This is a genomic window from Pseudomonas sp. CHM02, assembly GCF_000612585.1.
Classification (GTDB): Bacteria; Pseudomonadota; Gammaproteobacteria; order Pseudomonadales; family Pseudomonadaceae; genus Aquipseudomonas.
The window spans coordinates 110,207-131,434 of record NZ_JFCA01000005.1 but is presented as its reverse complement, the minus strand read 5'-3'; the positions used below and the strand labels follow the sequence as shown (position 1 = coordinate 131,434).

At 60.4% G+C, this 21,228-nt stretch carries 24 protein-coding genes and 1 pseudogene; 16 read left to right on the top strand and 9 right to left on the bottom strand.

Annotated features, from left to right (window positions below; genetic code table 11):
* Positions 1–4: 4 nt before the first annotated feature.
* The 3 genes from BM70_RS0104265 to BM70_RS0104255 form a co-directional block, all read right to left on the bottom strand.
* Positions 5–766 carry a GntR family transcriptional regulator gene (locus tag BM70_RS0104265; protein WP_025854844.1) on the bottom strand — a complete coding sequence of 254 codons (762 nt, stop codon included), beginning with the start codon at positions 764–766 and terminating at the stop codon, positions 5–7.
* A gap of 263 nt (positions 767–1,029) precedes the next feature.
* Entirely contained in the window at positions 1,030–1,533 is a 504-nt protein-coding gene (locus BM70_RS0104260; RefSeq protein WP_025854843.1) for a murein L,D-transpeptidase family protein, read from the bottom strand.
* Positions 1,534–1,553: 20 nt separating this feature from the next.
* The gene (locus BM70_RS0104255; protein ID WP_025854842.1) at positions 1,554–2,102 is read right to left on the bottom strand and encodes an NUDIX hydrolase; all 549 of its coding nucleotides are present in this window, start codon (positions 2,100–2,102) and stop codon (positions 1,554–1,556) included.
* 146 nt (positions 2,103–2,248) lie between these two features.
* On the opposite strand from BM70_RS0104255, the gene BM70_RS0104250 reads away from it, so the two are divergent.
* From BM70_RS0104250 to purT, 5 genes are all read left to right on the top strand, one after another.
* The gene (locus BM70_RS0104250) at positions 2,249–2,851 is read left to right on the top strand and encodes a CoA pyrophosphatase (RefSeq protein ID WP_016971944.1); all 603 of its coding nucleotides are present in this window, start codon (positions 2,249–2,251) and stop codon (positions 2,849–2,851) included.
* A gap of 36 nt (positions 2,852–2,887) precedes the next feature.
* Positions 2,888–3,412 (top strand): gamma carbonic anhydrase family protein, encoded by a 525-nt coding sequence (locus BM70_RS0104245; protein ID WP_010207972.1) that lies wholly within the window; start codon positions 2,888–2,890, stop codon positions 3,410–3,412.
* Positions 3,409–3,624 carry a DUF1289 domain-containing protein gene (locus BM70_RS0104240; protein ID WP_025854841.1) on the top strand — a complete coding sequence of 72 codons (216 nt, stop codon included), beginning with the start codon at positions 3,409–3,411 and terminating at the stop codon, positions 3,622–3,624. The genes BM70_RS0104245 and BM70_RS0104240 overlap by 4 nt, the downstream gene beginning before the upstream one ends.
* Before the next feature lie 165 nt (positions 3,625–3,789).
* Positions 3,790–4,257, top strand: a complete 468-nt coding sequence (locus BM70_RS0104235; RefSeq protein ID WP_025854840.1) for a VUT family protein — start codon at positions 3,790–3,792, stop codon at positions 4,255–4,257.
* Positions 4,258–4,326: 69 nt separating this feature from the next.
* Positions 4,327–5,508 carry a formate-dependent phosphoribosylglycinamide formyltransferase gene (gene purT, locus BM70_RS0104230; protein WP_019817237.1) on the top strand — a complete coding sequence of 394 codons (1,182 nt, stop codon included), beginning with the start codon at positions 4,327–4,329 and terminating at the stop codon, positions 5,506–5,508.
* A gap of 103 nt (positions 5,509–5,611) precedes the next feature.
* On the opposite strand, the gene BM70_RS0104225 is transcribed toward purT, so the two are convergent.
* The 3 genes from BM70_RS0104225 to BM70_RS0104215 form a co-directional block, all read right to left on the bottom strand.
* Positions 5,612–6,922, bottom strand: coding sequence for an MFS transporter (locus BM70_RS0104225; RefSeq protein ID WP_025854839.1), 1,311 nt, complete (start codon positions 6,920–6,922; stop codon positions 5,612–5,614).
* Positions 6,923–7,293: 371 nt separating this feature from the next.
* On the bottom strand, positions 7,294–8,532 hold the full coding sequence (locus BM70_RS0104220) for a transporter associated domain-containing protein (protein WP_025854838.1): 1,239 nt from the start codon (positions 8,530–8,532) through the stop codon (positions 7,294–7,296).
* 12 nt (positions 8,533–8,544) lie between these two features.
* Positions 8,545–9,357, bottom strand: a complete 813-nt coding sequence (locus BM70_RS0104215) for a cytochrome c biogenesis protein CcsA (protein ID WP_025854837.1) — start codon at positions 9,355–9,357, stop codon at positions 8,545–8,547.
* Positions 9,358–9,591: 234 nt separating this feature from the next.
* On the opposite strand from BM70_RS0104215, the gene ffh reads away from it, so the two are divergent.
* The 10 genes from ffh (at position 9,592) to thrC (ending at position 18,503) form a co-directional block, all read left to right on the top strand.
* Positions 9,592–10,968 (top strand): signal recognition particle protein, encoded by a 1,377-nt coding sequence (ffh, locus tag BM70_RS0104210; protein ID WP_003175900.1) that lies wholly within the window; start codon positions 9,592–9,594, stop codon positions 10,966–10,968.
* 251 nt (positions 10,969–11,219) lie between these two features.
* Entirely contained in the window at positions 11,220–11,471 is a 252-nt protein-coding gene (gene rpsP / locus BM70_RS0104205) for a 30S ribosomal protein S16 (RefSeq protein ID WP_025854836.1), read from the top strand.
* 5 nt (positions 11,472–11,476) lie between these two features.
* Positions 11,477–12,013 carry a ribosome maturation factor RimM gene (gene rimM, locus BM70_RS0104200; RefSeq protein ID WP_025854835.1) on the top strand — a complete coding sequence of 179 codons (537 nt, stop codon included), beginning with the start codon at positions 11,477–11,479 and terminating at the stop codon, positions 12,011–12,013.
* Positions 11,995–12,768, top strand: coding sequence for a tRNA (guanosine(37)-N1)-methyltransferase TrmD (gene trmD, locus BM70_RS0104195; protein WP_177326528.1), 774 nt, complete (start codon positions 11,995–11,997; stop codon positions 12,766–12,768). Before rimM ends, trmD begins: the two co-directional genes overlap by 19 nt.
* 45 nt (positions 12,769–12,813) lie before the next feature.
* Positions 12,814–13,164 (top strand): 50S ribosomal protein L19, encoded by a 351-nt coding sequence (gene rplS / locus BM70_RS0104190; protein WP_003175895.1) that lies wholly within the window; start codon positions 12,814–12,816, stop codon positions 13,162–13,164.
* 81 nt (positions 13,165–13,245) lie between these two features.
* On the top strand, positions 13,246–13,659 hold the full coding sequence (locus tag BM70_RS0104185) for an acyl-CoA thioesterase (RefSeq protein ID WP_016977715.1): 414 nt from the start codon (positions 13,246–13,248) through the stop codon (positions 13,657–13,659).
* A gap of 151 nt (positions 13,660–13,810) precedes the next feature.
* The gene (xerD, locus tag BM70_RS0104180) at positions 13,811–14,707 is read left to right on the top strand and encodes a site-specific tyrosine recombinase XerD (protein WP_025854833.1); all 897 of its coding nucleotides are present in this window, start codon (positions 13,811–13,813) and stop codon (positions 14,705–14,707) included.
* A 153-nt stretch (positions 14,708–14,860) separates the two neighbouring features.
* Positions 14,861–15,592 (top strand): thioredoxin fold domain-containing protein, encoded by a 732-nt coding sequence (locus BM70_RS0104175; protein ID WP_010207987.1) that lies wholly within the window; start codon positions 14,861–14,863, stop codon positions 15,590–15,592.
* Positions 15,593–15,721: 129 nt separating this feature from the next.
* On the top strand, positions 15,722–17,026 hold the full coding sequence (locus BM70_RS0104170; RefSeq protein ID WP_025854832.1) for a homoserine dehydrogenase: 1,305 nt from the start codon (positions 15,722–15,724) through the stop codon (positions 17,024–17,026).
* Positions 17,027–17,093: 67 nt separating this feature from the next.
* A complete protein-coding gene (thrC, locus tag BM70_RS0104165) occupies positions 17,094–18,503 on the top strand; it encodes a threonine synthase (protein ID WP_025854831.1) in 1,410 nt (469 codons plus the stop codon).
* Positions 18,504–18,591: 88 nt separating this feature from the next.
* On the opposite strand, the gene BM70_RS0104160 is transcribed toward thrC, so the two are convergent.
* Positions 18,592–18,792, bottom strand: a complete 201-nt coding sequence (locus tag BM70_RS0104160) for a hypothetical protein (protein WP_025854830.1) — start codon at positions 18,790–18,792, stop codon at positions 18,592–18,594.
* A 314-nt stretch (positions 18,793–19,106) separates the two neighbouring features.
* On the opposite strand from BM70_RS0104160, the gene BM70_RS0104155 reads away from it, so the two are divergent.
* Positions 19,107–19,391, top strand: a complete 285-nt coding sequence (locus BM70_RS0104155) for a DUF3509 domain-containing protein (RefSeq protein WP_025854829.1) — start codon at positions 19,107–19,109, stop codon at positions 19,389–19,391.
* A 299-nt stretch (positions 19,392–19,690) separates the two neighbouring features.
* Here BM70_RS0104155 and BM70_RS33890 read toward each other — a convergent pair.
* Both BM70_RS33890 and BM70_RS0104145 read right to left on the bottom strand, forming a co-directional pair.
* A pseudogene (locus BM70_RS33890) lies at positions 19,691–19,900 on the bottom strand (hypothetical protein); the annotation flags it as partial.
* Complete coding sequence (locus BM70_RS0104145) at positions 19,900–21,099, bottom strand: CaiB/BaiF CoA-transferase family protein (protein ID WP_025854827.1); 1,200 nt, start codon at positions 21,097–21,099, stop codon at positions 19,900–19,902. The gene BM70_RS0104145 and the pseudogene BM70_RS33890, both read right to left, overlap by 1 nt.
* Positions 21,100–21,228: the final 129 nt, after the last annotated feature.

Here is a 21,228-nt window from a genome sequence, read left to right as displayed (position 1 = left end):
TTCTCTAAAAAGTTCGCAGTTCAGCGGAATAGTCATGGCGGCGCAGCTCTGCGACGAAGTCGTAGTAGTCGTTGCGGCAGTAGGTGTCGGTAATTTCGATCGGCGTGTTGTCGGCGGTGTAGCCGACTCGGGTCATCAGCAGCATGGCGGTGCCGGGGGCGATGCCCACGAGACTGGCGAACTCGTCCGAGGCGTTGATGGCTTGTACATGCTGCAAGGCGCGGACGATGGGCTTGCCGATGCTTTCAAAGTATTCGTACAGCGAACTGCCCAAGGCCTGTGGCTGTGGCAGTACCGAAGCGGGCACGGCGGTCATCTCGATGGCCATGACCGTGTCGTCGGCTTTGCGCAGGCGCTTGAGCCGCGCCACTTTATCGTTGGTCGACAGGCACAGGCGGATCAGTTCTTCGTGGGTCGGCGGAGTGATGTCGCGCTCCAGCCACTGGGAACTGGGCACAAAACCCTTGAGGCGCAACATCTCGCTGAAGCCCGAGAGGCGCGACAGCGGTTGCTCCAGGCGCGGCGTGATAAAGGTGCCGGAGCCCTGGCTGCGGCGGATCAGGCCTTGGGCAAACAACACTTCCAGTGCTTTGCGGGCGGTGACCCGGGAAATGCTCAGTTGCTCACTGAGCGCCCGCTCCGACGGCAGCGCCTGCTCGGATGTCCACTGGCCGGCATGGATCGCCGCTTCCAGCTTGCGCGCCAGTTGCAGGTACAGCGGCGTGGATTGTTTGTCGTCGGGGCGCAGGGCCAGGATGGAATTCATCTGTCAGGTTTCCGATGCGGTTATTGGAGTGTTGTCGCCCGGTATTGGCCGGAAATTAATACCACTTAAATACCATGTCAATGCAGCGAAAACGGTGCATACACTGGTTTTAGGGCCCTTTAATGGTGCCTGGTATCAAGTGGTATTAGAGAGGTCTTTGTCGCGCGCAGAAGTGCGCAGCCCGCTGGGGTGAACTGGTATTCACCGGCGGGCGCAGGGCCGGGGAGGAAATATTTTTGAATTATTTTACCAACGGTACGAGATTACGGACGAATCTCGATCAGGGTGCCGTCTTTGACCAGGTTCCACACTTCGCGCATATCCACGTTGCGCATGCCGATGCAGCCGTCGGTCCAGTCCAGGGTGTGGAACCACTGTTCCGGGTATTCCTCGGTGTCGGGCGTGCCGTGGATCATGATCATGCTGCCGGGCTTTACGCCTTCGCGGCGGGCGCGGGCGGCGTCGCTGATATTCGGGTAAGAGATGTGCATGGCCAGGTTGAAGCGGTCGCTGGTCTTGCGCCAATCGATCCAGTAGAGCCCCTCTGGCGTGCGGCGGTCGCCCTCGATCAGCTTGTGGCCCTTGGGGTTTTTACCCAGTGAAATACGGTAGGTCTTGAAGGGCTTGCCGTCGTTGATCAACTGAAGTTGATGGGCGGACTTGAGCACCAGGACTTTTTCGACGGTTTTGCCGCCCAGGGTTTGCACCGTGGAGGCTGGCGCCAGTGTGGCGAATGATAGGCAGAGCAGAGCAAGCAACCAACGCATCAAAACGGGTATCCCTTGTGTCATGGCGCGGGCTTGCCCATTGGCGGCACGGCCTCGCTGCGCACCGGGAACGACTGTTGCCGACGGTCTGCGAAGAAGTATTCAAGGGTACGCCCGACCGTGCGGAAAGCCAGCTCGGACCAAGGGATGTCGGCTTCGTCGAACAGTTGCACTTCAAGGCTTTCGGGGCCGGCGGCGAAGTCGAGGTCGAGCAGGTCGGCGCGGTAGAAGATATGTACCTGATTGATATGCGGCACGTCGATCAGCGTGTAGATGCTCAGGTTGTGTACGCGGGCGCAGGCTTCTTCCTGGGTTTCGCGCATGGCGGCCTGTTCCACCGTCTCGCCGTTTTCCATGAAACCCGCGGGCAGGGTCCAGTAACCCAGGCGCGGCTCGATGGCGCGGCGGCACAGCAGCACTTTATCGCCCCACACCGGTACGGTGCCGGCGACGATATTGGGGTTCTGGTAGTGGATGGTCGAGCAGTGATCACACACAAAGCGCAGGCGGCCGTCGCCTTCGGGGATGCGCTGGGTAACCGGTTTGCCGCACTGGCTGCAGAAATTCATGCTGGGGTTCCTGGAAAGTGCGTCTATCTTGGCGTGACGGGCTGGGCGCTGCAAGTTGTCGTTTAGCGACACTGCGCGGGTTTTGGGGTTGGGCGCCCGCACGCTTTGGTGCATGATGCAAGGTAGCCAACAGACCGAGATGACTCATGCTGGACGAGCTACTTCGCCGGGTAAGCAATCACACCCCCCACACGCTGGAAACCGACGGGCGTTTCCCCGAGGCCGCGGTACTGGTGCCGATTACCCGCAGTGACGAACCTGAGCTGATCCTGACCCTGCGCGCCAGCGGCCTGTCGACCCATGGTGGCGAAGTGGCTTTCCCCGGTGGACGCCGCGACCCCGAAGACCCGGACCTGATCTTCACCGCGCTGCGCGAAGCCGAAGAAGAAATCGGCCTGCCGCCCGGACTGGTCGAGGTGATCGGCCCACTGAGCCCCTTGATCTCCCTGCACGGCATTCGCGTTACACCTTATGTCGGCGTCATTCCCGATTACGTCGAATACCTGGCCAACGATGCCGAGATTGCTGCCGTTTTCAGCGTGCCGTTGGACTTCTTCCGACAGGACCCGCGTGAACATACCCACCGGATCGATTACCAGGGCCGCAGCTGGTACGTGCCCAGTTATCGGTTCGGCGAATACAAGATCTGGGGGCTGACGGCCATCATGATCGTGGAGCTGATCAATCTGCTCTATGACGACGCCAAGATCAGCCTGCACCAGCCACCCAAGAGCTTCATCAATATCTAAGCCATCGCCTGAATGGCAACGCCGTGAGGAAAAACCATGAAATACCGCCTGGGCGACGCCCGCGTCGAGACTCATCCACAGAGCTGGGTGGCGCCGAATGCCACGCTGGTGGGCAAGGTCAAGCTGGAGGAGGGCGCCAACGTCTGGTTCAACGCGGTGTTGCGTGGCGACAACGAACTGATCCTGATCGGCAAGAACAGCAATGTGCAGGATGGCAGCGTGATGCACACCGACATGGGCTATCCGCTGACCCTCGGCACCGGCGTGACCATTGGCCATAACGCCATGTTGCATGGTTGCACAGTGGATGATTACAGCCTGATCGGTATCAACGCGGTGATCCTCAACGGTGCCAAGATCGGCAAGCACTGCATTATCGGCGCCAATTCGCTGATCGGTGAAGGCAAGGAAATTCCCGATGGTTCGCTGGTGATGGGTTCGCCGGGCAAGGTGGTGCGTGAACTGACCGACGCGCAAAAGCGCATGCTCGAAGCCAGCGCTGCGCACTATGTGCATAACTCCCAGCGTTACGCACGGGACTTGGTCGAGCAGGAAGAATGAGCCCGGTAGAGCGCCCTGTCGCTTCGCCGTGCGTGAGCATCTGCGCGCTGGACGATGACGACATTTGCACCGGCTGCCAGCGCACGGTGGATGAGATCACGCGTTGGAGTCGCATGGACAATGCCGAGCGCCGGGTGGTGTTGGGGTTGTGTCATGAGCGGGCGAAGGCGAGTGGGTTGGTGTGGATGATTCCCGGCAAATCCGGTGCCTGAACCGCCGCTATCGGGGGCAAGCCCCCTCCCACATTTTGACCGCATTCCTACAGATTACACGCGGTCACCTGTGGGAGGGGGCTTGCCCCCGATAGGGCCCGCCCAGACGACATATTTCTAATTGTGAAGTACCCTGTGCGGCATAACCCACAGGTCCACTTTCCCATGCTCTTCCTGATCGCCTACATCAGCAGCGTCGTGCTGATCAACTTCGCCTTCTCCACCGCCCCGCACCTGGACGTTATCTGGTCCGCCTGGGGTGGCTTGGTATTCATCCTGCGTGACATGGTGCAAACCCGCTTCGGCCACGGCGCAATCATCGCCATGCTGGCGGCGCTGGTGCTGTCGTATATCACCTCCGACCCGTCCATCGCCCTGGCCAGCGCCACGGCGTTCGCGGTGTCCGAGTGCATCGACTGGCTGGTGTTCAGCATCACCAGGCGTCCGCTGCACGACCGTCTGTGGATAAGTTCGGCGCTGAGCATTCCCCTCGACACCTTTATCTTCTTCGGCCTGATCGGCGCGCTCACTCCAGCAGTAGCGGGCACCGCGCTGGTGTCGAAATTCGCCGGGGTCACGGTGGTGTGGCTGATCATGGCGTGGCGTGTGCGCAAGCGGGCCGTCGCCAACTGAGGCCAATTCCTGCAGTTCATGTAAAATGCCGGCCTTTCTCCAAATGATCCGCTCCCCTGAGGACCTGAGATGACCCGAATCGGAACTCCATTGTCGCCAACCGCGACCCGCGTTTTGCTGTGTGGCTGCGGTGAGCTGGGCAAGGAAGTGGTAATCGAACTGCAACGCCTGGGCGTTGAAGTGATTGCCGTGGATCGCTACGCCAACGCGCCGGCCATGCAGGTTGCGCACCGCAGCCACGTGATCAACATGCTCGACGGCGCCGCCCTGCGTGCGGTGATCGAAGCGGAAAAACCGCACTTCATCGTGCCGGAAATCGAAGCCATCGCCACCGCCACCCTGGTGGAACTGGAAGCCGAAGGCTTCACCGTGATCCCGACCGCGCGTGCCACCTCGCTGACCATGAACCGCGAAGGCATCCGCCGCCTGGCCGCCGAAGAGCTGGACCTGCCGACCTCGCCGTACCACTTCGCCGATACCTTCGAAGACTACAGCAAGGCCGTGCAGGACCTGGGCTTCCCGTGCGTGGTCAAGCCGGTGATGAGTTCGTCGGGCAAGGGCCAGAGCCTGCTGCGCAGCACCGACGACGTGCAGAAAGCCTGGGACTACGCCCAGGAGGGCGGGCGTGCGGGTAAAGGCCGTGTGATCATCGAAGGCTTCATCGACTTCGACTACGAAATCACCCTGCTGACCGTGCGTCACATCGGCGGCACCACCTTCTGCGCGCCAGTCGGCCACCGTCAGGAGAAGGGCGACTACCAGGAATCCTGGCAGCCGCAGGCCATGAGCCCGATTGCCCTGGCCGAATCCGAGCGCGTTGCCAAAGCGGTGACCGAAGCCCTGGGTGGCCGTGGCCTGTTTGGCGTGGAGCTGTTCATCAAAGGTGATCAGGTGTGGTTCAGCGAAGTGTCGCCGCGTCCGCATGACACCGGCCTGGTGACCCTGATTTCCCAGGATCTGTCGCAGTTCGCCCTGCATGCACGTGCCATCCTCGGCCTGCCGATCCCATTGATCCGTCAGTTCGGGCCTTCGGCCTCTGCAGTGATTCTGGTGGAAGGGCAGTCGACCCAGACCGCGTTCGCCAACCTGGGCGCTGCGTTGAGCGAGCCTGATACCGCGCTGCGCCTGTTCGGCAAGCCGGAAGTGAATGGCCAGCGCCGCATGGGTGTGGCGTTGGCGCGGGATGAGTCGATTGAAGCGGCCCGGGCCAAGGCTACCCGGGCTTCCCAGGCAGTGGTGGTAGAGCTCTAAAAGCATCGGGGGCAAGCCCCCTCCCACACTTGATCCAGTTCACAGAGTTAGATTTGTGAATACATTCAAATGTGGGAGGGGGCTTGCCCCCGATAGCGGTCTATCAGCCCACGCGATTCAAATCGTTGTTGCGCGTCTCTTTCAGGCACAGCACAGCAATCAAGCTGAGCAGCGCTGCCGCCGACACATACCCACCGACATAACTCAGGCCACCCATCGCCACCAGCTTGGTCGCGAAAAACGGTGCCGCCGATGCCCCCACGATCCCACCCAGGTTATACGCCGCCGAAGCACCGGTATAACGCACGCGGGTCGGGAACAGTTCCGGCAACAGCGCGCCCATCGGTGCGAAGGTCACGCCCATCAGGAACAGCTCCAGCGCCAGGAACAGCGCCACGGCCCAGGTCGAACCGTGGGTGAGCAATGGCTCCATGGTAAAGCCCGACAGAATCGCCAGGATCGCGCCGACGATCAGCACCGGCTTGCGCCCGTAGCGATCACTGGCCAAGGCCGCCAGCGGTGTCGCCAGCCCCATGAACAGCACGGCAAAGCACAGCAGGCCGAGGAAGGTTTCTCGGCTGTAGCCCAGGGTGGAAACCCCGTAGCTCAGGGAAAACGCCGTGGTGATGTAGAACAGTGCATAGCACACCACCATCGACGCGGCACCCAGCAATACGGGCAGCCAGTGTTGGCTGAACAATTCCACCAACGGCACTTTGACCGGGGCTTCCTTGGCCACGGCGTTGGCGAAGACAGGCGTCTCATGCAGTTTCAGGCGTGCGTACAGGCCAACCATCACCAGTGCAGCGCTGAGGATGAACGGAATGCGCCAGCCCCAGCTGCGGAACTGCTCGTCGTTCAGGCTCATGGCCAGAATCAGGAACAAACCGTTGGCTGCCAGGAAGCCGATCGAAGGACCCAGCTGGGGAAACATGCCGAACCAGGCGCGTTTGCCTTTGGGCGCATTCTCGGTCGCCAACAGCGCCGCGCCGCCCCATTCGCCGCCAAGGCCCAGGCCCTGGCCGAAACGCAGCACACACAGCAGGATCGGCGCCCAGGCCCCGATGCTGTCATAGCCGGGCAGCAAGCCAATCAGCGTGGTGCACACGCCCATCAGCAGCAGTGACGCCACCAGGGTGGATTTACGCCCGATGCGGTCGCCGAAGTGGCCGAACAGCGCCGAGCCCAGTGGGCGGGCAATAAAGGCGATACCGAAGGTCAGGAACGATGCCAGCATCTGCGCCGTGCCGGAGCTTTGCGGGAAGAACACCGGGCCGATCACCAGCGCAGCAGCCGTGGCGTAGATATAGAAGTCGTAGAACTCGATGGCGGTGCCGACGATGCTCGCCGTGGCGACCCGTGCAGTCGAGTTGGTCGGGGCGGCGGTCGCGGCCTCGTTATAGGTGGTGCTCATGGCGGTATCCCTGACGGTCATTGCGCGTTTGAACGCGGATTATTATTGGTCGAACACCCATGGATCAGGGGTGCGCGCGGGGCGGCTCGGGATGGGAGCGAACACCGGTCAGACACAGTTAAGCGGTGCCTGGACGCGTTCAGTGCGGGTAGCACGCGGTCGGGCGGGGCTCTGGTAAGCCGCTGGGATTATAGGAAGGGGTTTGAACATACAACAAGTGGGCTGGTGAGGATCTAAGGTTTGGAACTGGGTCTGTGTGGGAGCTGGCTTGTCGAGTCGTCGCACCGCTGCGATGCAGGCACCTCGGTCATTCAGTGAAACCGAGGCGATTTTATCGCAGGCAAGCCAGCTCCCACATGAACCGAGTTGATTCAGGCGGCAACGGGCATTTTGCTGGTGTGCCAGATCAGCACCTTGCTCACCCGGTTGTCCTCGGTCTCGAGGATTTCCAGGCGGTAGCGACCGACTTTCAGGCACACCGCGCAGTCCGGGATGGTCTCCAGGGCTTCGGTGACCAGGCCGTTGAGGGTCTTGGGGCCATCGCTGGGCAGGTGCCAGTTCAGGCTCTTGTTCAAGTCGCGGATCGACGCGGCACCGTCAATGATGTAGCGGCCGTCCGGCTGGGGCTCGATATGCGGGTTGTCGGCGCTCTGTTCGCTTTCGAATTCGCCGACGATTTCTTCGAGGATATCTTCCAGGGTCACGATGCCCAGCACTTCGCCGTACTCGTCCACCACCATGCCCAGGCGACGCTGCTGTTTGTGGAAGTTCAGCAGTTGCAGTTGCAGGGGCGTGCTTTCCGGGACGAAGTAGGGTTCGTGGCAAGCGGCGAGCAGCGCCTCTTTGGTCAGGCTGGCATCGGGCAGCAGGTGCTGGACCTGCCGGGTGTTGAGCACGGCCTGGACCTGGTTGATGTCGCTGTGGAACACCGGCAGGCGCGTACGTGGGGAGGTGCGCAGTTGCTCGATGATGTCCTCGACCGAGTCATCCAGGTTGATACCGTCCACTTCGCTGCGTGGCACCAGGATGTCATTGACGGTGATGTTGTCCAGCGCGTGGATGCCGGGCATGCCTGGGGTGCGGCCTTCGTCAGACTCGGGTTCCGGCTCATCGTCTTGGTCGGGCAGCGGTTCGTCGCTCTTCTTCACCACGCCGGCCTTGCGCGCAAATGGGCGCAGCAGCAACAGGCTGATGCCATTGAGCAGCCAGGCGAGCGGGTAGAGGATTTTCAGTGGTACGCCCAGCAGTGTATTGCCAAAGCCCAGCACTGCTTGTGGATAGCGGGTGGCCAGGGCGCGGGGCAGGTAGTCGGCGAAAATCAGCAAAAGTGCACAGGCGATCAGCCAGCCGAGCCATGGGCCATTCTGCGCCCAGGCGTAGATCGCCAGCAGTGTGCAGAGGATCACTACCGCAGCGCGGCACAGGCTGTTGCACAGGATCAGGCTATGACGCGGGAAGTTCAGGCGGGCGGCAGCCTTGTCGCCCTGGCGAGTACCGGGGCGCAGGGCCAGCAGGTGTTGTTGCGCGGCTTCGATGGCGGTAAACAGCGCCGCCCACAAAACCAGCAAGGCGATTACCGCAAGCATCGGCCCCAGGGGCAAGTTGTCCATGATCGCTGCCCGTCAGATATGCAGGATGTATTCGCGAACCAGCTTGCTGCCGAAATAGGCCAGCATCAGCAGGCAGAAACCGGCCAGGGTCCAGCGAATCGCTTTGTGCCCACGCCAGCCGAGGCGGTTACGGCCCCACAGCAGGACGCTGAACACCACCCAGGCCAGGCACGCCAGCAGGGTCTTGTGCACCAGGTGCTGGGCGAACAGGTTTTCGACGAACAGCCAGCCGGAGATCAACGACAGCGACAGCAGGGTCCAGCCGGCCCACAGGAAACCGAACAGCAGGCTCTCCATGGTTTGCAGCGGCGGGAAGTTCTTGATCAGTCCGGACGGGTGCTTGTGCTTGAGCTGGTGGTCCTGCAGCAGCAGGAGCAGGGCTTGGAACACCGCGATGGTGAACATGCCATAGGCCAGGATCGACAGCAGGATATGCGCGAGGATGCCCGGCTCCTCATCAATCACCTGCACGGTGCCGGTGGGAGCGAATTGCGCCAGCAGCACCGTCAGCATTCCCAGCGGGAATAGCAGCACCAGCAGGTTCTCGACGGGAATTCGGTAGCAGGCCATCAGCGTCAGTGCGATGACGGCGGCTGCAATCAGGCTGGCGGCGCTGAAAAAGTCCAGGCCCAGGCCGACGGGCGTCATCAAATGCGTGAACAGGCTGGCGGCGTGGGCCAGCAGGGCGAGAACGCCAAGGCCTACCAGCAGGCGTTTGTCGGCCTTGGCGCCTTTGGCCAGACGAGTGCCCTGATAAAGGGTCGCAGCGGCATACAAGATGGCGGCGGCGAGGCTGGGTAGCAAACTGGGTGACAAAGGGAGCATAAATCCTGTTAAGCAGGCCCGAAAGGCGCTGAGTTTGGCATACCCCCGCGTAACACGAAAGACTCTCAGGCCAGACAGCGGGTGTGCATGGCGGCAGTCTTCGCTATAATCCGTGATCTGCCCACGCCGCAGGCTCGCCGAGCGCTGTTGTTAATAGCGATCTGCCACAGCCTGGGCTGCCATTACCTCGGTCTACCAATGCATTTCGATGAATAGGGCCTGAAAGGATCGCGCATGTTTGAAAACTTGACTGACCGTCTCTCGCAGACGCTGCGCCACGTTACCGGCAAGGCCAAGCTGACCGAGGACAATATTAAAGACACCCTGCGTGAAGTGCGCATGGCGTTGCTGGAAGCCGACGTGGCCTTGCCGGTGGTGAAGGACTTCGTCAACTCGGTCAAGGAACGCGCGGTCGGCACCGAAGTGTCCCGCAGCCTGACCCCGGGCCAGGCCTTTGTGAAGATCGTCCAGGCCGAACTCGAAAGCCTGATGGGCGCCGCCAACGAAGATCTGAACCTCAGCGCCGTGCCACCGGCCGTCGTGTTGATGGCCGGTCTGCAGGGTGCCGGTAAAACCACCACCGCCGGCAAGCTGGCGCGCTTCCTTAAAGAGCGCAAGAAGAAGTCCGTGATGGTGGTGTCGGCCGACGTGTACCGTCCGGCGGCCATCAAGCAATTGGAAATGCTCGCGGGCGAAGTGGGCGTGACCTTCTTCCCGTCCGACCTGAGCCAGAAGCCGGTCGACATCGCCAACGCGGCTATTAAAGAAGCCAGGCTGAAATTCATCGACGTGGTTATCGTCGATACCGCCGGTCGCCTGCACATCGACGAAGAGATGATGGGCGAGATCAAGGCGCTGCATGCCGCGATCAATCCGGTCGAGACGCTGTTCGTGGTCGACGCCATGACGGGCCAGGATGCCGCCAACACCGCCAAGGCCTTCGGCGATGCATTGCCGCTGACCGGTGTGATCCTCACCAAGGTCGACGGCGACGCCCGTGGCGGTGCTGCGCTGTCGGTGCGTGCCATCACCGGCAAGCCGATCAAGTTCATCGGTATGGGCGAGAAGAGTGAAGCGCTCGAACCGTTCCACCCTGAGCGTATCGCCTCGCGTATCCTCGGCATGGGTGATGTGCTCAGCCTGATCGAACAGGCCGAAGCGACCCTCGACAAGGACAAGGCCGACAAACTGGCCAAGAAGCTGAAGAAGGGCAAGGGCTTCGACCTCGAAGACTTCCGTGACCAACTGCAACAAATGAAGAACATGGGCGGCCTTGGCGGCCTGATGGACAAGCTGCCGAACATCGGTGGTGTGAACCTGGCGCAAATGGGCAATGCCCAGGGCGCGGCAGAGAAGCAGTTCAAGCAGATGGAAGCCATCATCAACTCCATGACCCCGGCCGAGCGCCGCGACCCTGAGCTGATCAGCGGTTCGCGCAAGCGCCGGATCGCCATGGGCTCCGGCACCCAGGTGCAGGACATCGGTCGCTTGATCAAGCAGCACAAGCAGATGCAGAAGATGATGAAGAAATTCTCCGCCAAAGGCGGTATGGCCAAGATGATGCGCGGCATGGGCGGCATGTTGCCCGGCGGCGGCATGCCGAAAATGTAAAGAATTCGAGCGGGAGCCCAGCTCCTGCTCCGACCCACAGGGACGTGGGATCTCCAGCAAACCCGCGATTGGCGGGCGCTGACTCGCCGTTTTAACCGACGGCTCTATAGCAGATCTGAATGGCACGCCGATAGGCGCCAGAAAAAGACATTTGCAAAAGTCCGGATATTCCTTAGAATATGCGGCCTTTCGGGCACCTATGCCCGCTGTGCATTTAGATTTGCAGCACCGACTACAGGAACGATGTTCACATGCTAACAATCCGTCTTGCCCTTGGCGGCTCCAAAAAGCGCCCGTTTTACCACTTGACCGTAACTGACAGCCGCAACCCACGTGACGGCTCTCACAAGGAACAAGTTGGCTTCTTCAACCCGATCGCTCGTGGTCAAGAAGTTCGTCTGTCCGTGAACCAAGAGCGCGTAGCCTACTGGCTGAGCGTTGGTGCACAACCATCTGAGCGTGTTGCTCAGCTGTTGAAGGACTCGGCTAAGGCCGCAGCCTGAGCAATATGAACGCGACGCCAGCTGTTGCTGATGATTTGATCGTTATCGGCAAGATTTACTCTATTCATGGCGTTCGCGGCGAAGTGAAGGTGTATTCCTTTACGGATCCGACTGAAAACCTGTTGCAGTACAAGACCTGGACGCTCAAGCGCGAAGGTAGTGTGAAACAGGTCGAGCTGGTCAGTGGACGCGGGAGCGATAAGTTCCTGGTCGCGAAGCTCAAGGGTCTTGATGACCGTGAAGAAGCTCGTCTTCTGGCCGGTTATGAGATCTGCGTGCCACGCAACCTGTTCCCTGAATTGACCGACGGCGAGTACTACTGGTACCAGCTGGAAGGTCTGAAGGTTATTGATCAACTCGGGCAACTGCTCGGGAAAATCGATCATCTTCTGGAAACCGGCGCCAATGATGTAATGGTGGTCAAGCCTTGCGCTGGCAGCCTGGATGATCGCGAACGCCTGTTGCCGTATACCGAGCAATGCGTGTTGGCCGTCGACCTGGCAGCGGGCGAGATGAGGGTGGAATGGGACGCGGACTTCTAAGCGTGGCTAATTTGCGCATTGAAGTGATCAGTTTGTTTCCCGAGATGTTTTCCGCCATCAGCGAGTACGGCATCACCAGTCGGGCGGTGAAACAGGGGCTGTTGCAGCTTACCTGTTGGAACCCGCGAGACTACACGACGGATCGGCATCACACGGTGGACGATCGCCCATTTGGCGGTGGTCCGGGTATGGTGATGAAGATCAAGCCCCTGGAAGACGCGTTGGTTCAGGCCAAGGCCGCCGCCGGGGAGAAGGCGAAGGTAATTTACCTGTCCCCTCAAGGCCGTCAGCTGAAACAGGCTGCGGTACGCGAACTGGCGAATGAGGAAGCACTGATCCTGATTGCCGGTCGCTATGAAGGCATTGACGAGCGTTTTATTGATGCTCATGTCGATGAAGAGTGGTCGATTGGGGACTATGTCCTGTCTGGCGGTGAGCTGCCGGCGATGGTCCTGATAGATGCGGTTACACGACTGCTGCCTGGAGCTTTAGGGCATGCGGACTCCGCGGAGGAAGATTCCTTCACGGATGGTTTGCTGGATTGCCCGCACTACACCCGCCCGGAGGTGTATGCGGATCAGCGTGTTCCCGACGTATTGCTAAGTGGCAATCACGCACACATCCGGCGTTGGCGTTTACAGCAGTCCCTTGGTCGGACCTATGAACGACGCGCCGATCTTCTGGAAAGCCGCTCGCTTTCTGGAGAAGAGAAGAAGCTGCTCGAGGAATACATCCTCGCGCGGGACGATAGTTAACAACGTATCGATGGTAGGTCCATTGACTTACCTTAGGAGCACAGCATGACTAACAAAATCATCCTTGCACTCGAAGCAGAGCAGATGACCAAAGAGATCCCTACCTTTGCCCCGGGCGACACCATTGTCGTTCAGGTGAAAGTGAAGGAAGGCGACCGTTCGCGTCTGCAAGCGTTCGAAGGCGTGGTAATCGCCAAGCGTAACCGTGGTGTGAACAGTGCTTTCACTGTTCGTAAAATCTCCAACGGTGTTGGCGTAGAGCGTACTTTCCAGACCTACAGCCCGCAAATCGACAGCATGGCCGTCAAGCGTCGCGGTGACGTACGTAAAGCCAAGCTGTACTACCTGCGTGACCTGTCCGGTAAAGCAGCTCGCATCAAGGAAAAACTGGCTTAAGTCCAGCTTCCCGATGCAGAAAAAAGCAGCCTACGGGCTGCTTTTTTGTGCCTGAAATTTGTCCATTGCCGGTATTTGTCCATGACCACCCGCCTCGAAGAAATCCAGCGCCGCACTGACCTGTCCGTCACCCACGTGACCAAGGCGGTGTTCCCGCCGACCACAAACCACCACAACACCCTGTTCGGTGGCACCGCCTTGGCGTGGATGGATGAAGTGTCGTTCATTACCGCCACGCGGTTTTGCCGCTTGCCGCTGGTGACGGTGTCTACCGATCGTATCGACTTCAACCACGCGATCCCGGCGGGCTCCATCGTCGAGCTGATCGGCCGTGTGATCAAAGTGGGTAACACCAGCCTCAAGGTCGAGGTGGAAGTGTTCGTCGAAAGCATGAGCGCCGATGGCCGCGAAAAAGCAATCCAGGGCGTGTTCAGCTTTGTCGCCATTGATGCGGACAAACGCCCAGTGCCGGTGTTACCTGGCTTTGCCGACTGAGCTGGGACCGAGTTGCGGCCTTCGCAGGCAAGCCAGCTCCCACATTTGATCGGTGTCGGGCACATCTAAGCGCCCGACACAAAACCCCTGTGGGAGCTGGCTTGCCTGCGATAGGATCTAACAGACATTACAGAAATCCGCCTGAGCCTCCATGCCTGCCATTGACCACCCCCTGATAGACCGTTTCCTTGACGCACTGTGGCTGGAAAAAGGCCTGTCAGACAACACGCGCCAGGCCTACCGCAGCGACTTGGCGCTGTTCAATGGCTGGCTGCAGGAAAAAAACCTCGAACTGATCAACGCTGGCCGTGAGCTGATCCTCGATCACCTCGCCTGGCGCCTGGAGCAGAACTACAAGCCACGTTCTACCGCACGATTCCTCTCCGGTGTGCGTGGGTTTTATCGTTATCTGCTGCGAGAAAAGCTGATTGCCCTCGACCCCACCCTGCAAGTCGACATGCCGCAACTCGGCAGGCCATTGCCTAAATCCCTCTCGGAAGCCGACGTGGATGCCTTGCTCGCCGCCCCCGACCTGAGCGAAGCCATCGGCCAGCGCGACCGCGCCATGCTCGAAGTGCTGTACGCCTGCGGCCTGCGGGTGACCGAGCTGATCAGCCTGACCCTGGAGCAAGTGAACCTGCGCCAGGGCGTGTTGCGGGTGATGGGCAAGGGCAGCAAGGAGCGCCTGGTGCCCATGGGCGAGGAGGCGATTGTGTGGGTCGAGCGCTATATGCGCGATGCTCGCAGTGAGCTGCTCGGCGGGCGCCCCAGCGATGTGCTGTTCCCCAGCCTGCGCGGCGAACAGATGACCCGCCAGACATTCTGGCACCGTATCAAGCACCAGGCCAAGGTCGCCGGCATCGGCAAGGCCCTGTCGCCCCACACGTTGCGCCATGCATTTGCCACGCATCTGCTCAATCACGGCGCGGATTTGCGCGTGGTGCAAATGCTGCTCGGCCACAGCGACTTATCCACAACCCAGATCTACACCCACGTGGCGCGCGCACGCTTGCAGGATATGCACGCCAAGCATCACCCGCGAGGCTGAAAAACATCCTGTAAAAAGCCAATTTATCCCGCCACGGGCTGCCCTGCGGCCCAACTGTGGTAGGCTTTGCCGGTTAGCAAAGGGGACGGCCCAGCGCTGTGTTTTTCCAAGCAGTATTCCTTCCCGTCCCTACATCTGCCTTCAGGAGTTCCCATGCGCTTGACCCAGATTATTGCCGCCGCAGCCATTGCGTTGGTTTCCACCTTTGCGTTTGCCGATGACGCGGCCGAGCAGACCATCCGCAAGAGCCTGGCGAACCTGCAGCTCGACACGCCGATCGAAAGCATCAGCGCCAGCCCGATGGCCGGCCTTTACGAAGTCAAGCTCAAGGGCAGCCGTGTGCTGTACGCCAGTGCCGACGGCCAGTACATCGTCCAGGGCTACCTGTTCCAGTTGAAGGACGGCAAGCCGGTCAACCTGACCGAGAAAGCCGAACGCCTGGGCGTGTCCAAGCTGATCAATGGCATCCCGGTGGCTGAAACCGTGGTTTACCCCGCCATCGGCGAGACCAAGACCCACATCACCGTGTTCACCGACACCACCTGCCCGTACTGCCACAAGCTGCACGCCGAAGTACCTGCGCTGAACAAGCTGGGTGTGGAAGTGCGCTACGTCGCGTTCCCGCGCCAGGGCCTGGGTTCGCCGGGTGACGAGCAGTTGCAAGCCGTCTGGTGCTCGGCCGACAAGAAAGCAGCCATGGACAAAATGGTCGACGGCAAGGAAATCAAGGCGGCGAAATGCGCCAACCCGGTTTCCAAGCAGTTCGCCCTGGGCCAGTCCATCGGCGTGAACGGTACACCGGCCATCGTTTTGGCTGACGGCCAAGTGATTCCGGGCTACCAGCCGGCGCCACAAGTTGCCAAACTGGCGCTGAGTGCCAAATAAACCAGCATCGTCGAACCTTTGACGATCATGGCCTGTGGATAAGTCGACGGGCCATTAATTGAAAGCCGCAGTTGTGCGGCTGTTTTCCACGGCCGACCTAGCGTCGGCCGTTTCATGGGGAGTTCTTCAGTGAAACCGGTCAAAGTAGGCATCTGTGGGTTAGGGACCGTCGGTGGCGGCACCTTTAACGTACTTCAGCGTAACGCTGAGGAAATTTCCCGCCGTGCAGGGCGCGGGATTGAAGTGGCGCAAATTGCCACGCGTTCGCCAAAGCCTCAGTTCCAAACGACCGGTATTGCGATTACCAACGACGTGTTCGCCGTTGCCACCAACCCTGAAATCGATATCGTCATCGAACTAGTGGGCGGCTACACCGTGGCCCGCGAGCTGGTGCTCAAGGCGATCGAGAACGGCAAGCACGTGGTCACCGCCAACAAGGCGCTGATCGCCGTGCACGGCAACGAGATCTTCGCCAAGGCGCGTGAGAAGGGCGTGATCGTCGCGTTCGAAGCCGCGGTGGCCGGTGGCATACCGGTGATCAAGGCGATCCGTGAAGGCCTGTCCGCCAACCGTATCAACTGGGTGGCCGGTATCATCAACGGCACCGGCAACTTCATCCTCACGGAAATGCGCGAGAAGGGCCGCACCTTCGAAGACGTGCTGGCCGAAGCCCAGGCCCTGGGTTATGCCGAAGCCGACCCGACCTTCGACGTGGAAGGCATCGACGCTGCCCACAAGCTGACCATCCTGGCGTCCATTGCCTTTGGTATCCCGCTGCAGTTCGACAAGGCGTACACCGAAGGCATCACCAAGCTGACCACCGCCGACGTGAACTACGCCGAAGCCCTGGGCTACCGCATCAAGCACCTGGGCGTGGCGCGCAGCACGCCAGCCGGTATCGAGTTGCGTGTGCACCCGACACTGATCCCGGCCGATCGCCTGATTGCCAACGTCAATGGCGTGATGAACGCTGTGATGGTCAACGGTGATGCGGCGGGTTCGACCCTGTTCTACGGCGCCGGCGCCGGCATGGAACCGACCGCTTCGTCGGTGATCGCCGACCTGGTGGACGTGGTCCGCGCCATGACCAGCGACCCGGAAAACCGCGTACCGCACCTGGCCTTCCAGCCGGATTCGCTGTCGGCGCACCCGATCCTGCCGATCGAAGCCTGCGAAAGCGCTTACTACCTGCGCATCCAGGCCCAGGATCACCCGGGCGTATTGGCCCAGGTCGCCAGCATCCTGTCGGAGCGCGGCATCAACATCGAGTCGATCATGCAGAAGGAAGTCGAGGAGCAAAACGGCCAGGTGCCGATGATCCTGCTGACTCACCGCGTGCTCGAGCAGCACATCAACGATGCCATCGCTGCCCTGGAAGCCCTGCAAGGCGTGGTCGGCCCGGTGGTGCGGATTCGCGTCGAACACCTGAACTAATCGTTTTGCGACAAGGGCCCCGCAGGTTCGGCGGCCCTTGTCCAGGAATGCTCTAGAGGAGCCAGTCATGCGTTATATCAGCACCCGCGGCCAGGCACCGGCCCTGAATTTCGAAGACGTCCTGCTGGCAGGTCTTGCCACTGACGGCGGCCTGTACGTGCCGGAAAACCTGCCACGTTTTACCCAGGAAGAAATCGCTTCGTGGGCCGGCCTGCCGTACCACGAGCTGGCGTTCCGGGTGATGCGCCCGTTCGTCACCGGCAGCATCCCGGATGCGGACTTTAAAAAGATTCTGGAAGAGACCTACGGCGTGTTCTCCCACAACGCCATCGCGCCTCTGCGCCAGTTGAACGGCAACGAATGGGTGCTGGAGCTGTTCCACGGCCCCACCCTGGCGTTCAAGGACTTCGCCCTGCAACTGCTGGGTCGTTTGCTGGACTACGTACTGGAGAAGCGCGGCGAGCGCGTGGTGATCATGGGTGCCACCTCCGGTGATACCGGTTCGGCCGCCATCGAAGGCTGCAAGCACTGCGAAAACGTCGACATCTTCATCCTGCACCCGCACAAGCGCGTGTCGGAAGTGCAGCGTCGGCAGATGACCACCATTTTTGGTGAGAACATCCACAACATCGCCATCGAAGGCAACTTCGATGACTGCCAGGAAATGGTCAAGAACAGCTTCGCTGACCAGAGCTTCCTGAAAGGCACGCGCCTGGTGGCAGTGAACTCGATCAACTGGGCGCGGATCATGGCCCAGGTCGTCTACTACTTCCATGCATCGCTGCAGTTGGGCGGGCCGGCGCGTTCGGTGTCGTTCTCGGTGCCGACTGGCAACTTCGGCGATATTTTCGCCGGTTACCTGGCGCGCAACATGGGCCTGCCGATCAACCAGTTGATCGTCGCCACCAACCGCAACGACATCCTGCACCGCTTCATGAGCGGCAACCAGTACGTCAAGGAAACCCTGCACGCGACCCTGTCGCCGTCCATGGACATCATGGTTTCCTCGAACTTCGAGCGCCTGCTGTTCGACATGCACGGTCGCAACGGCTCGGCCATTGCCGGCTTGATGGACACCTTCAAGAGCGGTGGCGGCTTCAGCGTCGACGAGGAGCGCTGGACCGAAACCCGCAAGCTGTTCGACTCCCTGGCTGTAGACGACGCGCAGACCTGCGAAACCATCGCAGAAGTCTACGCCCAGACCGGCGAGCTGCTTGACCCGCACACCGCCATCGGCGTTAAGGCGGCCCGTGAATGCCGTCGCAGCCTGGACATCCCGATGGTGATCCTCGGTACCGCCCATCCGGTGAAATTCCCGGAAGCGGTGGAGAAGGCCGGCGTTGGCAAGGCCCTGGAATTGCCGGTGCACCTGGCTGACCTGTTCGAGCGTGAAGAGCGTTGCACCGTCTTGGCCAATGACCTGAAGGCCGTGCAAGCGTTCGTGAGCCAGCACGGCAACCGGGGTAAGCCGCTGTAAGGCACACCGCGTAGACAAAAACGCCGCTTTCCCTTCCTTGGGTCAGCGGCGTTTTTCGTTTCTGGCAGGCCCCGCTGGGTGTAAGCGGCTACGTGAGTAGTTTCTGCGCGATGGCTAACACAGTGCTGAACGCCGTAAACATGGCCATGACGACCCCCAGGGGATACCAGAAATTCTCACGGGTTATTTTATGTGCTTCGGCAGTGAGTTTGCGTTGCTCTGCGTAGATGCGTGATATGTCGGCGTGAATCTTCTCTAACGCAGCTTGCTCTTTGTCGTGTTCCAGCATCGTTTTTATCCTTCGCAATAAGGGCCTTTTGACCTGCGCTCCTGCCTGCAAGGCAAAGTGATCAGCGCCCACCGAGTATAGGATTCACCTTTGCCCTCAGCGCCCGGAAACCCTGAAAACAGCCGCCCATTGCGTAAGCACTTATGTGCGGCCGTTTTTTCGTTGTCATGTTGCAAGCGCATGCTGGAATCCGTCACCCCCTGACGGCCCCATAAAGACGATAAAGCGAACTTTCCTACGTCACAAACAGTCACTTAGGATAGATGCAGCTCCCGTTGAAACGATTGTTCCCGAACTATTGAGTGGTGATCGAGATGGAAAGTATCAGCCTATTGCTCGAAGAAGCACTGAGCCCTTATCAGGTTACGCTGACCACCTCTGGTGTGCAGGACGAGTGCCTGGTGACCGTGAAGAATCCTGCCGGCGCTATCGTGGTCGAACGTGAAGTCGATCGCGCACAATTGATGGACAAGCGCGTACTGGTAGATGTGGTGGATTGCCTGTTGCGCGACCTCAAGATTGCCGAAGGGCGCCTGGAACCGTCGGTCATTGCGGCCTTGCGCAACGCTGCCCAGACCCGCAGCGCCGCCGTCGCATGAAGAATTGTTTATATACGGAAACTTCCTACAGCGTGGCCGGTCAGATTTTGTAACAGCAAGAGCAAACATTGTGCTCCGGTGTTTGTGCCTTGTTGTACTGGTCTTTGTAGGCCACGTTTAACCCTGAAGTGTCTCCCCACGCTTCGGGGTTTCTTTTTGCCTGCGATTTATCCCGTGAGTGCTCAGGGCTCCGGCGAATCCTGGAAGAAACTCGGGTTATCCCGCAGGTAATGCGCGCGCATGATCGGGTCCAGCCATGAGGCATACGACTGCTGTACCGCTTCCTGGGGAATCTCGCGCAATACCTGGTGCCGATATTCCGGCAGGCGTTTGATCAGTCTCGGCGACAGCTGGTCCAGTGCGCCCTGGCCTTTGCGCGGGCCTTCGAAAATGGTCAAGGGCGGCAGGTCACGCAATAGCCAGATCAGCGTGTCTTCAGCGCTGGCCGCCAGGCGCCAGCCGCAGGCCAGCATGACAGTGAGACACAGCTGAACAAGCCGGCGAGTCATCAGATCGCGCCTTCCTCGCGTAAACGCGCAATGGCGGCAGCGTCATAACCGAGTCCGCCCAGCACCACGCTGTTGTGTTCACCCAACTGTGGCCCCACCCATTCGCAGCTGCCCGGTGTGTCCGACAGCTTGGGCACGATGCCCGGCATCTTGAAGTCCTTGCCGCCGGGAAGCTGGGCCTTGAGGAACATCTCCCTGGCGAGGAATTGCGGGTCGCCGAGCATGTCCTCGGCACTGTAGATCCGGCTGGCAGGCACGTCGGCTTTGTTCAGCAGGTCGACCACCTGATCCAGCGGCAACGAGTTCACCCAGCGATCGATCACTCCATACAGCTCGTCACGGCGGCTATCGCGTCCGTCATTGCTGGCAAGCACAGGATCATTGGCCAGGTCTTCGCGGCCAATGGCGCACATGAAGCGCTTGAAGATCGCATCGCCGTTGGCGCCGATCTGCACATGCTTGCCGTCGGCGCTGGTGTGGATCGAGGACGGCGTGATGCCCGGCATGATGTTGCCGGTGCGTTCGCGAATAAAGCCGAATACGTCAAACTCCGGGATCATGCTTTCCATCATGGCGAAGATGGCTTCATACAGCGCCACATCCACCACCTGGCCCTGGCCGCCGTTGACTTCGCGATGACGCAGCGCCATCAGCGCGCCGATCACTGCCCACAGCGCGGCAATTGAATCGCCGATGGAAATGCCGGTACGCACAGGCGGCCGGTCTTCGAAACCGGTGATGTAGCGCAGGCCGCCCATGGACTCACCCACCGCACCGAACCCTGGCTGGTCTTTCATCGGCCCGGTCTGGCCAAAGCCGGAGAGGCGCACCATCACCAGCTTGGGGTTTAGGGCGTGCAGGGTTTCCCAGCTCAGGCCGAGCTTTTCCAGCACGCCGGGGCGGAAGTTCTCGATCAGGATGTCGGCGTCCGCCAGCAAGTGTTTGAGGATCGCCAGGCCGTCCGGGTGCTTGAGGTTCAATGTCAGCGACTGCTTGTTGCGCGCCTGCACGAACCACCACAGCGAAGTGCCTTCGTACAGCTTGCGCCATTTGCGCAGCGGGTCGCCGCCGTCCGGCGATTCGACCTTGATCACCTCGGCACCGAATTCCGCACAGATACGTGAGGCGAACGGGCCGGCGATCAGGGTGCCGAGTTCGATGACTTTCAGGCCGGCAAGCGGTTTGGCATTAAACGACATGGGGATCCTTGTCTGCGCAGGGCGGTGGTGTGATGCCTTTTAACATAGCCGAGTGCCCCTGGGATAAGGATGATGCAGCGCAGGATTCGTTGAATCGCGTCGCCATCGGTTAGACTGGCCGCCTTTCCC

Coding starts and splice junctions, on each gene's coding strand:
- rimM (WP_025854835.1), top strand. CDS start 11,477: ATGAACGCGACGCCAGCTGTTGCTGATGATTTGATCGTTATCGGCAAG.
- BM70_RS0104160 (WP_025854830.1), bottom strand. CDS start 18,792: ATGCTGGAACACGACAAAGAGCAAGCTGCGTTAGAGAAGATTCACGCC.
- BM70_RS0104245 (WP_010207972.1), top strand. CDS start 2,888: ATGAAATACCGCCTGGGCGACGCCCGCGTCGAGACTCATCCACAGAGC.
- BM70_RS0104250 (WP_016971944.1), top strand. CDS start 2,249: ATGCTGGACGAGCTACTTCGCCGGGTAAGCAATCACACCCCCCACACG.
- BM70_RS0104145 (WP_025854827.1), bottom strand. CDS start 21,099: ATGTCGTTTAATGCCAAACCGCTTGCCGGCCTGAAAGTCATCGAACTC.
- rpsP (WP_025854836.1), top strand. CDS start 11,220: ATGCTAACAATCCGTCTTGCCCTTGGCGGCTCCAAAAAGCGCCCGTTT.
- trmD (WP_177326528.1), top strand. CDS start 11,995: ATGGGACGCGGACTTCTAAGCGTGGCTAATTTGCGCATTGAAGTGATC.
- xerD (WP_025854833.1), top strand. CDS start 13,811: ATGCCTGCCATTGACCACCCCCTGATAGACCGTTTCCTTGACGCACTG.
- purT (WP_019817237.1), top strand. CDS start 4,327: ATGACCCGAATCGGAACTCCATTGTCGCCAACCGCGACCCGCGTTTTG.
- BM70_RS0104235 (WP_025854840.1), top strand. CDS start 3,790: ATGCTCTTCCTGATCGCCTACATCAGCAGCGTCGTGCTGATCAACTTC.
- BM70_RS0104155 (WP_025854829.1), top strand. CDS start 19,107: ATGGAAAGTATCAGCCTATTGCTCGAAGAAGCACTGAGCCCTTATCAG.
- BM70_RS0104220 (WP_025854838.1), bottom strand. CDS start 8,532: ATGGACAACTTGCCCCTGGGGCCGATGCTTGCGGTAATCGCCTTGCTG.
- BM70_RS0104255 (WP_025854842.1), bottom strand. CDS start 2,102: ATGAATTTCTGCAGCCAGTGCGGCAAACCGGTTACCCAGCGCATCCCC.
- BM70_RS0104175 (WP_010207987.1), top strand. CDS start 14,861: ATGCGCTTGACCCAGATTATTGCCGCCGCAGCCATTGCGTTGGTTTCC.
- BM70_RS0104240 (WP_025854841.1), top strand. CDS start 3,409: ATGAGCCCGGTAGAGCGCCCTGTCGCTTCGCCGTGCGTGAGCATCTGC.
- BM70_RS0104265 (WP_025854844.1), bottom strand. CDS start 766: ATGAATTCCATCCTGGCCCTGCGCCCCGACGACAAACAATCCACGCCG.
- thrC (WP_025854831.1), top strand. CDS start 17,094: ATGCGTTATATCAGCACCCGCGGCCAGGCACCGGCCCTGAATTTCGAA.
- ffh (WP_003175900.1), top strand. CDS start 9,592: ATGTTTGAAAACTTGACTGACCGTCTCTCGCAGACGCTGCGCCACGTT.
- BM70_RS0104185 (WP_016977715.1), top strand. CDS start 13,246: ATGACCACCCGCCTCGAAGAAATCCAGCGCCGCACTGACCTGTCCGTC.
- rplS (WP_003175895.1), top strand. CDS start 12,814: ATGACTAACAAAATCATCCTTGCACTCGAAGCAGAGCAGATGACCAAA.
- BM70_RS0104215 (WP_025854837.1), bottom strand. CDS start 9,357: ATGCTCCCTTTGTCACCCAGTTTGCTACCCAGCCTCGCCGCCGCCATC.
- BM70_RS0104260 (WP_025854843.1), bottom strand. CDS start 1,533: ATGCGTTGGTTGCTTGCTCTGCTCTGCCTATCATTCGCCACACTGGCG.
- BM70_RS0104225 (WP_025854839.1), bottom strand. CDS start 6,922: ATGAGCACCACCTATAACGAGGCCGCGACCGCCGCCCCGACCAACTCG.